Origin of the sequence: Arachidicoccus sp. (assembly GCF_050436765.1) — a bacterium.
Classification (GTDB): domain Bacteria; phylum Bacteroidota; class Bacteroidia; order Chitinophagales; family Chitinophagaceae; genus Arachidicoccus.
The window spans coordinates 1-12,285 of the sequence record NZ_JBNQGD010000210.1 but is presented as its reverse complement, the minus strand read 5'-3'; the positions used below and the strand labels follow the sequence as shown (position 1 = coordinate 12,285).

Below are 12,285 nucleotides of genomic sequence, written 5' to 3'. Positions count from 1 at the left end.
AAAAACCAAAGAAGGTTTCTTTTCCAAAATTACAAAGGCGGTCGCAGGTAAATCTACTATTGATGATGATGTTTTAGATAATTTAGAGGATGCCTTAATCACTGCTGATGTTGGGGTGGATACGACACTCGAAATAGTGAGCCGTATTCAAAAAAGAGTAGAAAAAGATAAATATCTAACTACTAATGAATTGAATAGTTTATTGAAAGATGAAATTGAAAATATTTTGGTGGATTCTCCCGATAGTTCGCATAAAGATTTTAATCTTTCCAGTAGTAAGAAGCCTTATATATTATTAGTTGTTGGAGTAAATGGTGTGGGTAAAACTACCACTATTGGGAAACTGGCTGCAAAATACAAAGCTGCTGGTAATCAAGTTATACTTGGTGCTGCTGATACTTTTCGTGCAGCTGCTGTTGATCAGCTAACTATCTGGAGTCAAAGGGTAGGCGTTCCAATCGTTAAGCAAGACATGGGCAGCGACCCGGCTTCCGTTGCTTTTGACACCGTTCAAAGTGCTGTAGCCAAAAATGCAGATATAGCTATTATTGACACGGCTGGTCGCTTACATAATAAAGCACATTTGATGGAGGAGCTAAGTAAGATAAAACGTGTAATCCAAAAAGTTATCCCCGATGCGCCACACGATGTATTATTGGTATTAGACGGTTCCACCGGACAAAATGCATTAGAGCAGGCCAAGCAATTTGTGCAAACGACCGATGTTCGGTCATTGGCAGTGACTAAATTAGATGGTACCGCCAAAGGGGGTGTCGTGTTGGCCATCGCACATCAATTAAGAATCCCGGTAAAATATATTGGCGTTGGAGAGAAAATAGAAGATTTATTAATTTTCGATAAGCATGAATTTGTAGATAGCTTGTTTAGTCAAAAATTATAAAAATTAGCCTAGAAGCACACAAATTTTATCCCCCTGTCACTCATACCTACTCAACCTATTTTTTAACGAAATCATTTCATTATTTAAATTTTCCATTTTTTCCAACAGATGTGCAATGGCATCTATACCTTCTATATTAATGTTGAGGTCATAGTGTAAATGGATCATCCGCTCAATTTCTTTTACTTGTTCTTCTGGGATGAACATAGTTGCTTCTCCGGAAATGATCTCTACCAACCCAAATTCATGTAAGGAGTGAATAAAAGAAATCTCTGCATTATAATGCGTACAAATATGTTGTAGAGGTATTAGATGATTATTCATGATTATTCATTTTAGCAAGTTGACTGAATAGTTCTTTTTCTTTTTCGCTAAGATTAGTTGGCATCTTTATTTGATAAGTAATATACAAATCACCAAAGCTTCCTTCATTTTTGTACACAGGAAAACCTTTGCCTTTCAATTTTACCTGGGTGTCATTTTGCGTTTCCGGAGCTACTTTTAATTTTACTTTTCCTTCGAATGTTTCGACAATCAATTCCCCACCGAGAACAGCGGTATAAAATGGGAGTTTTACATCACTATACAAATCGTTTCCCATTCGCTTGAAATGCGTATCGTTCTTGATGCTAAAAGTAATGTATAAGTCACCTTTCGGCCCACCATTCAGACCATCGCCGCCGTGGCCGGAGAGCTTAATGGTTTGCCCGTTTTCTACTCCTGCTGGAATAGTGATGCGGATATTCTTTCCATTGACAGTAAAAACTTGTTTATGAGTCGTATATGCGTCCTTTAAATTTAATTGAAATTCGGCCTGTATATCTTGTCCGCGAAACTGTGTTCGCCCTCGCCTCCCTTGGGTCCCCGAATCTCCAAACATCGAAGAGAAGAAATCAGAAAAATCATATTCTCCCCCAAATCCTTGATCTTCGCCATTTTGTCTGGAATAAGTTTGCTGTCGTCGCCCACCCCCGCCGGCGTTTTCAAATGCTTCTGCGTGCGCCCAGTCTTTTCCATATTTATCGTATTTTTTTCTTTTCTCCGGGTCGCTTAAAACTTCGTTGGCTTCATTTATCTGCTGAAACTTTTTGTTTGCTGCATCGTCTTTCGGATTTAAGTCTGGATGATATTTACGTGCTAATTTTCGATAGGCCTTTTTTATTTCAGCTTCGGACGCGTTCTTATCAATCTCTAAAACTTTATAATAATCTATATAGTCCATTGAATGTTTTTTTTATATTTACTTGTACAAGGTAAAAAATATTTTCTTTTTTAGCATTGATTGAGAGAAATTAGCAACTTATTTTAGAATGATTATTGAATAGTCTTTTAAAAAAGCTGTATACTTTTGTTTTATCAGTATAAGACTTAATACCTCTTATACAATTCAACTATTTTTTTTAAGACTTACTTACTTTTTTCCCGATAGGCTATTTACGCCAATTTTCGTTTCTGATGATAATTATTAATATTTCACCAAACATATCTTTTCTGTCGATAATGAAATGACGCATTGTCAAATTTCCATACCATCAAATTATAAAAATCCCTCGCTTTGTAGTAAGTTTGCGCATCCATAATCAATAATAATTACAGCAATGTCAGTATTAGTAAACAAAGACTCTAAAATTATCGTACAGGGTTTCACAGGTACCGAAGGTACTTTTCACGCAACACAAATGATTGAATACGGTACCAATGTCGTTGGTGGAGTTACACCAGGAAAAGGTGGCTCTAAGCATCTTGACCGCCCGGTTTTCAATACAGTTGCCGACGCGGTGAAAGAAACGGGAGCCAACGTTAGTATTATATTTGTTCCTCCTGCATTTGCCGCTGATGCAATCATGGAATCTACCGAAGCAGGTATTGCATTAATTGTATGCATCACAGAAGGTATTCCGGTGCAAGATATGGTGAAAGTTAAAAATTATTTACAAGGGACAAATTCACGCTTAATCGGACCAAATTGTCCAGGTGTAATTACCGCAGGCGAAGCCAAAGTCGGGATTATGCCGGGCTTTATTTTTAAAGCAGGAAAAGTGGGTATCGTTTCCAAATCCGGGACACTTACTTATGAGGCTGCTGATCAGGTAGTGAAAGCAGGTTTGGGCATTAGCACGGCCATCGGTATTGGTGGAGACCCTATCATAGGAACTACCACCAAAGAAGCAGTGGAATTGTTGATGAATGATCCTGAGACTGAAGCGATCATTATGATTGGTGAAATTGGCGGTAGTATGGAAGCCGATGCCGCAAAATGGATTAATAATAATAATAATAAACCAGTAGTAGGGTTCATTGCAGGACAAACTGCTCCAGCGGGTCGTAGAATGGGACACGCAGGTGCTATCATTGGCGGTGCAGACGATACAGCTGCAGCTAAAATGAAAATTCTTGCTGAGAATGGTGTAACTGTTGTCGCGAGCCCGGCTGATATAGGAAAAACTTTAGCTAATTTATTAAAGAAATAATCATCTAAGTTTTTTGTTTATAGAAAAAAACGCGTATTCTAAACCAATACGCGTTTTGCTTTATAGAAATCTCTTTGAGTCATGAAAAAAACAGCGTAAGTTTACAATAACAATTTTATTTTTACCTATACAAACCTTTCTTATGAAAAATAAAAGTGGATATCCTTCGGTAATACCCTATTTAATTGTAAAAAACGCGCAAAGATTTATTGATTTCACTGAAATGGTTTTTGGCTCAGAATTACAACGTAAAGAAATGCGCGATGAAAAATGCATAAAACATGCCGAAGTAAAAATAGATGATAGTATTATTATGTTTGCCGACAGCACAGACCAATATCTGCCGCAACCGGGAAGTCTATTTATATATGTAGACAATGCAGACGAAATTTTTCAAAAGGCACTCGACCATGGTGGTACAATTGTCATGGACTTATCTAACCAAGATTATGGTCGCACCGGAGGCATTAAAGATCCCATTGGAAATACTTGGTGGATTACCTCAGAAACGCACTAGCATTCATACTTCGACTGTAATTACTTTTTCAGTTGCGCCCAACTCTTGCAGGGCTTGCTGTACAGCTTGAACCATTGCATCTGGGCCACATATATAAAAATTCTGAGAGAAATCCTTGATATTTTTTTGTAGAAAATCTTTATCAATTCTTTTATTTAGATAGCTACCTGTTTTTTCTTCGGTAAGCGTATTGATAAATTGATTGCCGAGCATTTTCTCGAAACTATCTTTTAAAATAATGTCCTTACTTGTTTTGTTTGAAAAGAAGAGTTTATTATTGCCAATATTTCCATCTTTATACAATTGACGAATGATTGCGATAAAGGGGGTAATGCCCGCACCGCCAGCAATAAATATACCTTCCCCTTTATAACTGATAGCACCCCAGACATCATGCAAAATCAATTCATCTCCTGGTTTCAATTTGCGTAACTCGTTGGTCACACCATCGTGATCGGTATAAGTTTTTATAGTAAACTCCAAATATTTAGAATCGTTCAAACTTGTAAATGTAAAAGGTCTACGCTCTTCTTTAAAGTTATCTTTATTAATGCAGACTTCAGTTGCTTGTCCTGGAACAAAGGAATAGCCTTCTGGCTTTTCTACTCTTATCCTGAGCACATTGTGTGTTACAGGTTCTATTGAAATAATTTTTACGATGTATTCTTCCATAATATTTTTTTTCTTGATGAATATAAATATATTAAATTTTCCGCAATGAATAATATTTTATTATTGACGGTAATCTAAATGAGGAACTTTAATTTTATTGGTTTGGGGTAATGCGTCCAGCTCCTTTATAGTGCTTACGCCAATAATCCTCATCTAAATCACTTATGATTACGCCTGATGTAGAGGCATGCACAAATTTATTGTTTTGTAAATACACGCCGACATGGGTTATTCTACCATATCGTTCTGTGTGGAAAAAAACCAAATCGCCTTCTTTTAATTGATCTTTTTTGATGTGTTCCGACAAATCATATTGCTGTTGCGCTGTTCTTGGTAAAGATGTATTAAATACACTATTTAGAATCATTCTGGAAAAAGCAGAGCAATCAATTCCACTCTTGCTTGTCCCGCCAAACAAATAAGGTGTGCCGTACCAATCATCGATTTGTTCTAGTAATGGATCGTCTAGTACATTTTGCGGGCTTATTCCCAATAAGGTCGCATATTTTTCTTGTATATTGGAAATAGGATGATCACTTTCATTACTAGAGTCATCCCGCGGATCGGAAATAACTCCTTCGGCTTGCTTTTTATAGCCATAGCTTTTGCCTTTTGAGTCTACCGCTTCGCCCGGATTTACCTCAATGCTTTTCAGAAACCTTGGATGATTATTAGTCGTTGTGTTCTTGCTCGTTTTATGCATTTTTGTGGAGGCACTACATGATGCCAACAATAATGATATCGAAACGATGTGTAGATATTTTGATTTTTCCATTCTATAAATTGCAATTTACGCATAAGCAAAAACTTTGCCTAATTGTAATCTGTGAAATTTTTATTATTAAAAGCCAGTTAATGCCGGGAGCTTTATCAGGGGTGCGTTTTTAGAATCGCTTCTTGTAACTTTTGTGTTGTTTGGGATAAAATATCCCTACACTACACCGACCAACCGAAATAAGTAGATAGCCACTGTGCGGATGATAATTGACAACTGTAATCTTTAATATTTCTACCTTGGCCACCGAATGGCAAACCAAAAGTCGCATTTAATAATTGTACCCATTTACCCTTTGAACGACGCACCCCTTGATTTTGAAGATAAACCTGCACATCTGTGCAGATCATCTTTTGCAGTAAAATCTTGCAAGAAGGCGTACGAACTTCTGATATATTCCACGTGTTTTGGCCGGCTTATTTTCGCTATCCTTTTTTCATTTAGCGGCTACGAAAAAAAACATGGAATAAATAGTGTAATGATACGAAAGGGTTTCTTTTTTTGTCCACGTTTCTGCCATTTCCCTTTATGGTTTCCAAATATTATTACTTCTATCAATGTCTGGTAATTGATTTTTAGGATCAATTACGACCGAAATAATTTTAGATGTCGTCGGAGCTTGGAAAGTCCAATAGGCACCCCGTTGCCAAATTTCGACAGGTAGTTTTACTATTTGCGTTTTACCATTTGCTTCCTTTATTTCAACGGATACCGGCATCGGCAATTGTTCTTTATTTTCTATTGAAACGAGTGCTCCCTTATGAGCGTCATCATCAACATATTTTACGCCTGTTATGGCTTGATCGAGTTGCCAGTTGTTGTAAAACCAACCACGCCAGAACCAACTCAAATCTTCGCCGGCGGCGTTATCCATCGAGCGAAAGAAGTCCGCCGGCGAGGGATGTTTGAATGCCCAGTTCTTTGTGTAATTACGAAATGCATAATCAAATCTATCTTTACCTAATACTATATCCCGTAGCAAAACCAGGCCAAATGCTGTTTTAAAATAAGCGAGTGGGTGGACGTATTTATAGTCCATCCAATCAGGGGGTGTCATGAGTGTTGGTCCATTTTGTAGTTCTTTTATAACCGGAATGATTTCATCTGCCGGATTGCCGCCTTTGGGTGCATATTCGCCGTCGCGTTTAGGTGCAAACTCTCCGTGGTTAAAATCCTGTTGTGCATAAATATCTACAAAAGTATTAAAACCTTCATCCATAAAAGGGAAGCGCCGTTCATCGGAGCCCACAATCATCGGATACCAACTATGACCTATTTCGTGTGAAAGTAGCGCCCATAAACCTTTGCCGCCGGCACGATAATAATCAAAAGTTAGCGCCGGAAATTCCATGCCTCCAATAGGTCCGCCCACATTGGTTGCTTCAGGATAAGGATATTCGAACCACCTTTTTGAAAAGTCTTCTACAGATGCCTTTAAATATTCGGTCGCCCTGTTCCATTCACTTTTATTCTCAATACTTTCTTTTGGATAAACAGATTGCGCGAAAGCTGTTTTTCCGTCGGGCAAATCTATTTTGGCGCCGTCCCAAATAAATGCTTTTGATAAGGCAAAAGCTACATCACGTGTGTTTTTCATGGCAAAGTGCCAAGTAACGTTACCACTTGTTTTTTTTGTTGGAGAAACATTTTTAAGATCTTCTAAAGAACGAATTATTATCGTTTTCTCCGATTTTTTTGCTTTTGCTAAATTGGTTAAAATTTTATCACTCCATACTTCGTCGCCATTCAATAATTCACCTGAACCCATGGCAATCATACCAGAAGGTGCAGTAATTGTATAATCAATATCTCCATATTCCATATAAAATTCGCCACCACCAATAAAGGGTAAAGTATTCCAGCCTAATAAATCATCATATACGCACATTCTGGGAAACCAATATCCCAATTCATATATTTTGCCATTTTGAGTTTCTAAAATACCCGCACGGTTTCCGGCTGAAGATTTTAATAGTTTAAAGGAATAATTTATTTTTAATTTTAGTGCTTTCCCATTTCCTGACAATGCATTTTTAAGTCTCAATTGCATGCGCGTGCCCTCAACTATATAATTTACTGGCTGCCATTTGCCATTTTGCCATGCAAGGACACTGAAGAATTTAAAGCCCTTTTCAGCAGAGGCTTTTACGCCGGGATTCATTTCTGACAAGCCGCGGGAATCTTCTTTTTCTGCGTTTTGATCGAGTTCCAGCCAAAGGAAGTCAAGTTTGTCCGGGCTGTTATTGATGTAATCAATGTTCGCAATACCATCTAAAATATTAGTCGTTGTATCGAAGGACGCCTTAATATTATAGTTTACACGATTTTGCCAGTAATTGCCGGCGGGAGCGCCGTTAGCGCTTCGGAAATCGTTGCCATTGGACGAGTAAAATATTGGAGCGAAGGCCTTATGAGCATCGTAATTTTGTGCCTTGGCCTGCATCATGCAAATTACAGCACTCAGAAGAATAGAGAGTTTATGCATAGTACTTTTTATTTGAGTCGTCGAATATAATTATTCTTTAGAAAATGATAAGGAAAATTTGAACAAACAAACAGTTCGTAGCATAAACAATTGTGTAATTATTAATTTATTAATTCATAAAAATATTCTCAACTTGCTTCCATTTGCAAAAGAGTGAAGGTCCTATTTTGAAATCGGCTATTTCATAGTTAACTCGGTAATTTAAATTAATAACCATGCCTTTTGAATTTCTGATAACAAAAGTGCTTTTACATGTCAAATGGAGTCTCTGATTGGGTAATAAATAAGACTAGTACTTATGTGTATTGGCAATTTCACAAAAAAACGTCGAAAGGTTCTTCTTTCGACGTTTCTAAAATTCACGATCTTTAAAAACTATGCATACATTTCATCACGTAATCCTTTTACTCTTTCGTCTTCCAGGTATTCATCAAAAGTCATCAACCGATCGATAATTCCTTTCGGTGTTAGCTCAATAATACGATTAGCAACTGTTTGCATAAAGGTATGGTCATGAGACGTTAATAATACGACACCTGGAAAATTGTTACAGCTTTCGTTGAAGCTTTGAATGCTTTCCAAATCCAAGTGATTGGTAGGTTGGTCAAGAATAATAACGTTGGGATTCTGTAACATCATACGACTTACCATACAACGAACTTTCTCTCCACCGCTTAATACATTTGTTTTCTTTAAAATGTCATCACCGGCAAAAAGCATTTTTCCAAAGAATCCTCGCAAGAAGGGCTCGTCTGCATCCGTCACATGAGGCGGTACATATTCACGCAACCAATCTAATAGTGTTAGTCCTTCTTTAAAATATTTTTCATTTTCTATCGGGAGATATGCTTTGGTGATAGTTGTTCCCCATTCAAATTTCCCTGCTTCCACTTTTGCTTCATTATTAATAATATCGAAGAAGCCTGAAACGGCTAATGGATCACGGCTGATAAAAGCGATCTTTTCTCCTTTTTTAACATCAAAGGTTACTTTATCAAAAAGTACACGGCCATCAATCGATTTTTTAAGATTTTCGACATTCAATATTTCATTACCCACTTCACGCAATGGCTGAAATATAATGCCCGGATATTTTCTGCTGGAGGGTTCTATTTCTTCGATCGTTAATTTTTCCAACGCCTTCTTCCGAGAGGTGGCCTGTTTGGATTTAGACGCGTTGGCGCTAAATCGTGCAATAAAGTCTAGCAGATCCTTGCGCTTATCTTCGTTTTTCTTATTCTTATCGGCAATCTGGCGCGCCATTAATTGTGAACTTTCGTACCAGAAAGAATAGTTGCCGGTAAATACTTTTATTTTTTGCCTATCCACATCAGCAACGTGTGTACACACGGCATCTAAGAAGTGTCTATCGTGTGAAACAACTAAAACAATATTTTCGTAGTCGGCCAAAAAGTTTTCCAGCCAACCGATGGTTTCAATATCCAATCCGTTGGTAGGCTCATCCAATAGTAAAATATCGGGATTGCCAAACAACGCCTGCGCCAATAATACACGCACTTTCATATTAGAGGGCACATCTTTCATTTGCATTTGGTGCATATCGTCTTTAATGCCCAAGCCGCTCAAAAAAGTAGCTGCATTACTTTCTGCTTCATAACCACCCATCTCACCAAATTCTGCTTCCAGGTGGCTGGCGCGCATGTAATCATCTTCTGTCGCATCCGGATCACTATAGATAGCATCTTTTTTATGCATTATCTCCCACATTTTTTTGTGTCCCATCAATACGGTGTTTAACACTGTTTCGTTATCAAACTCAAATTGATTTTGCTTCAAAAACGATAGGCGTTCGCCCGGTGTAATTTCGATACTGCCTTTATTGGGTTCAATTTCACCACTCAATATTTTTAAAAAAGTAGATTTCCCTGCACCGTTGGCACCAATAACGCCATAGCAGTTTCCTTTTATAAAATTGATGTTTACTTCGTCGAACAATACGCGCTTTCCGTAGGCCAGCGTAACATTTCTTGCACTAATCATTACTGTTTTCCTTCTGTTTTTTGAGGTGCAAAGGTAGTGTTTTATGAATTAAAAGAGTAATCCCCTAGATGAAAATTGGAAGGCCATTTTAATTTGTTTTTTGTCTATTATGCCTTTTATCAGTTTAAGCAATTATATGGTCGCCAATGGAATATTATAGGAGCCCGTCATTTGTTCTTTTGTATTGGAAACAATGAGCCAATGTAAAGCAATCGCATTATGTAGCATTAAGTACAAAAAATAGGTTTTGATATAAGCTCAATCTATGATTTATACTTGCTTTATTTGGCCTTTAAAATTGATAGTAAATGTAAAAATAATTTAATATAATATATTTGACCGAGTGTTTTTTTGGTAATTTTTATATACTATCGGGTAGGACTGGATATCTTCCTAAAAATAATCTATTGGGTTGGTAAAACAATTTGAGAAATAATAAACATCAAAACCATAATCCAACTAATCTTTCATAGATTTGTTAATTCAATTATTTTCATTCATTTATATAACCAAATGAGGTTTTTACAAAAAATATGGATTTTGTGTGTTGTTCTCCCATCGTTTTTAGTGTTTTCGTGTAAATCAGACAAAAAAAATAATGCCGTAGTTTCAGAGGCTTTGCCAAAGGATTGTACTTTATGTAAGGCTCCATCGCGCACTGCGGAAATAAGGGCTGCATTGATGAAAGATAGCAGTACGGATACCGGAACCGACAGCGCAAAAATGGTCTTATTAAAGGGGGGGAGCTTTGAAATGGGATCCAAAAATTTTCCAGATGCCCGGCCCATTCACAAAGTAACTGTTTCTCCATTTTATATAGATGTGCATGAAGTAACCAACGACCAATTTGCAAAATTTGTTGCGGCGACTCATTATATAACGGTGGCAGAAAGACCTTTGAATCCAAAGGATTATCCGGGCGTACCTTTGGATAAATTGAAGCCTGGATCCGGTGTATTCACGCCCCCCAATCATCCGGTGGATTTAAACAACCCAATGCAATGGTGGACTTATATACCCGGTGCTAATTGGCGGCACCCGAAAGGCCCCAATTCGAGTATCGTCGCAAAAGGCCATGAGCCGGTCGTGCAAGTGTGCTATGAGGACTGCGTAGCTTACGCAAAATGGGCCGGTAAACGATTACCAACAGAAGCAGAGTGGGAGTTTGCTGCAAAAGCCGGAAAGAATTACCCAACCTATTACTGGGGAGAGGAAAAAAATCCCGGTGGCCAATCAATGGCTAATAATTTCCAAGGAGAATTTCCCTACCACAATAGCAAAAAGGATGGTTATATCGGTTTAGCGTCTATAGAGCAGTTTCCACCGAGTGCTTACGGACTCTACGATATGGAAGGGAATGCCTGGGAATGGTGTAACGATTATTATCGACCAGATTATTATGCGCATAGTCCGCAGAAAGATCCGCAAGGCCCCAAAGACAGCTATGACCCGGACGAGCCGGGAACGGTAAAACGGGTGCAACGGGGTGGTTCCTTTTTGTGCAGCGATGACTATTGCTTGCGTTACAAGGCGGGCGCAAGAGGTAAAGGCGAACAATCCAGTGCCAGCAATAATTTAGGATTCCGGTGCGTTCGAAGTAAACGGTGAGTCAAAACTAACAACGGAATGCGAATAACAACTCTGCTAATTTTCTTTCTAACTGCATTCAATATTGTGGCTTTTTCCCAAAGGCAAATCAGTATTAATGGTAAACTACGCGATGCCGCATCAGGTGAAACTATTGCTGCCGCTACCATTACGCTTTCGGGCAACAGAACGGCAACGACAATTTCAAACGATTATGGTTTTTACTCCATTTCTCTGCCGGAGGGGAAATACACGCTTACCGTATCATACATTGGGTATAAGCCTTATAGCCACTATATTTTTTTAAGAAAGGACACGCTTATCAATTTGTCAATTCAACAGGCTGCCTTAAGTAATACGCTTGGTACAGTGGTGGTTAGCGCCACAAAAAAAAATAATATAGGTAATCCTGAAATGGGTATTGCACATCTTAATTTAAAGGAGGTAGCTAGTATTCCCGTAATATTTGGTGAAGCAGATATATTGAAAACAATTCAATTACTGCCTGGTGTGAAACCGGCGGGAGACGGTAGTGCAGGGTTCTTTGTGAGGGGGGGTACGGCTGGTCAAAATTTAATTTTGTTGGATGAAGCACCTGTCCATAATGCGACACATTTGTTTGGTTTTTTTAGCACTTTTAATAGCGACGCCATTAAGGATGTGACATTTATGAAAGGCAATAGCCCGGCTCAATATGGTGGTCGCTTGGCCTCGGTAGTAGATGTGAAAATGAAGGATGGAAATGATCAACAAACGGAGGTTTCTGGCGGTATTGGTCTAATCAGTACGCGTATGTGTGTAGATGGACCTATCCAGAAAAATAAGTCTTCTTTTCTAATTACGGCCAGAAGAACCTCTGCTGATTTATTTTTAAAG

General features: G+C 38.2%; 12 protein-coding genes. 5 read left to right on the top strand and 7 right to left on the bottom strand.

The features are described from left to right. Positions 1 to 901: signal recognition particle-docking protein FtsY (gene ftsY / locus ACQR30_RS09245; protein ID WP_429734300.1), on the top strand; the 901-nt coding region annotated here is incomplete at its 5' end. A gap of 36 nt (positions 902 to 937) precedes the next feature. Here ftsY and ACQR30_RS09240 read toward each other — a convergent pair. After that, positions 938 to 1,225: a chaperone modulator CbpM gene (locus ACQR30_RS09240; protein WP_429734298.1), complete on the bottom strand. Its 288-nt coding sequence runs from the start codon at positions 1,223 to 1,225 to the stop codon at positions 938 to 940. Beyond that, positions 1,218 to 2,123: a DnaJ C-terminal domain-containing protein gene (locus ACQR30_RS09235; protein ID WP_429734296.1), complete on the bottom strand. Its 906-nt coding sequence runs from the start codon at positions 2,121 to 2,123 to the stop codon at positions 1,218 to 1,220. Before ACQR30_RS09235 ends, ACQR30_RS09240 begins: the two co-directional genes overlap by 8 nt. Positions 2,124 to 2,499: 376 nt before the next feature. On the opposite strand from ACQR30_RS09235, the gene sucD reads away from it, so the two are divergent. Next, positions 2,500 to 3,372, top strand: coding sequence for a succinate--CoA ligase subunit alpha (gene sucD, locus ACQR30_RS09230; protein ID WP_429734294.1), 873 nt, complete (start codon positions 2,500 to 2,502; stop codon positions 3,370 to 3,372). 142 nt (positions 3,373 to 3,514) lie between these two features. Next, positions 3,515 to 3,889: a VOC family protein gene (locus ACQR30_RS09225; RefSeq protein WP_429734292.1), complete on the top strand. Its 375-nt coding sequence runs from the start codon at positions 3,515 to 3,517 to the stop codon at positions 3,887 to 3,889. Positions 3,890 to 3,892: 3 nt separating this feature from the next. Here the strand turns inward: ACQR30_RS09225 and ACQR30_RS09220 are convergent, their stop codons facing one another. From ACQR30_RS09220 to ACQR30_RS09200, 5 genes are all read right to left on the bottom strand, one after another. Next, a complete protein-coding gene (locus ACQR30_RS09220; protein WP_429734290.1) occupies positions 3,893 to 4,561 on the bottom strand; it encodes an FAD-binding oxidoreductase in 669 nt (222 codons plus the stop codon). A gap of 94 nt (positions 4,562 to 4,655) precedes the next feature. Further along, positions 4,656 to 5,336, bottom strand: a complete 681-nt coding sequence (locus ACQR30_RS09215) for a C40 family peptidase (protein ID WP_429734288.1) — start codon at positions 5,334 to 5,336, stop codon at positions 4,656 to 4,658. Positions 5,337 to 5,497: 161 nt separating this feature from the next. Next, positions 5,498 to 5,686: a hypothetical protein gene (locus ACQR30_RS09210; protein ID WP_429734286.1), complete on the bottom strand. Its 189-nt coding sequence runs from the start codon at positions 5,684 to 5,686 to the stop codon at positions 5,498 to 5,500. 176 nt (positions 5,687 to 5,862) lie between these two features. Then, entirely contained in the window at positions 5,863 to 7,821 is a 1,959-nt protein-coding gene (locus ACQR30_RS09205) for a M1 family metallopeptidase (RefSeq protein WP_429734284.1), read from the bottom strand. 375 nt (positions 7,822 to 8,196) lie between these two features. Then, a complete protein-coding gene (locus tag ACQR30_RS09200; RefSeq protein WP_429734282.1) occupies positions 8,197 to 9,822 on the bottom strand; it encodes an ABC-F family ATP-binding cassette domain-containing protein in 1,626 nt (541 codons plus the stop codon). A gap of 513 nt (positions 9,823 to 10,335) precedes the next feature. Between ACQR30_RS09200 and ACQR30_RS09195 the strand changes: the two genes are divergently transcribed. After that, on the top strand, positions 10,336 to 11,430 hold the full coding sequence (locus ACQR30_RS09195; protein WP_429734280.1) for a formylglycine-generating enzyme family protein: 1,095 nt from the start codon (positions 10,336 to 10,338) through the stop codon (positions 11,428 to 11,430). An 18-nt stretch (positions 11,431 to 11,448) separates the two neighbouring features. After that, positions 11,449 to 12,285, top strand: an 837-nt coding sequence (locus ACQR30_RS09190) for a carboxypeptidase-like regulatory domain-containing protein (RefSeq protein WP_429734278.1), incomplete at its 3' end; no start/stop codon positions are given.

Coding starts and splice junctions, on each gene's coding strand:
- ACQR30_RS09240 (WP_429734298.1), bottom strand. CDS start 1,225: ATGAATAATCATCTAATACCTCTACAACATATTTGTACGCATTATAAT.
- ACQR30_RS09235 (WP_429734296.1), bottom strand. CDS start 2,123: ATGGACTATATAGATTATTATAAAGTTTTAGAGATTGATAAGAACGCG.
- sucD (WP_429734294.1), top strand. CDS start 2,500: ATGTCAGTATTAGTAAACAAAGACTCTAAAATTATCGTACAGGGTTTC.
- ACQR30_RS09225 (WP_429734292.1), top strand. CDS start 3,515: ATGAAAAATAAAAGTGGATATCCTTCGGTAATACCCTATTTAATTGTA.
- ACQR30_RS09220 (WP_429734290.1), bottom strand. CDS start 4,561: ATGGAAGAATACATCGTAAAAATTATTTCAATAGAACCTGTAACACAC.
- ACQR30_RS09215 (WP_429734288.1), bottom strand. CDS start 5,336: ATGGAAAAATCAAAATATCTACACATCGTTTCGATATCATTATTGTTG.
- ACQR30_RS09210 (WP_429734286.1), bottom strand. CDS start 5,686: ATGATCTGCACAGATGTGCAGGTTTATCTTCAAAATCAAGGGGTGCGT.
- ACQR30_RS09205 (WP_429734284.1), bottom strand. CDS start 7,821: ATGCATAAACTCTCTATTCTTCTGAGTGCTGTAATTTGCATGATGCAG.
- ACQR30_RS09200 (WP_429734282.1), bottom strand. CDS start 9,822: ATGATTAGTGCAAGAAATGTTACGCTGGCCTACGGAAAGCGCGTATTG.
- ACQR30_RS09195 (WP_429734280.1), top strand. CDS start 10,336: ATGAGGTTTTTACAAAAAATATGGATTTTGTGTGTTGTTCTCCCATCG.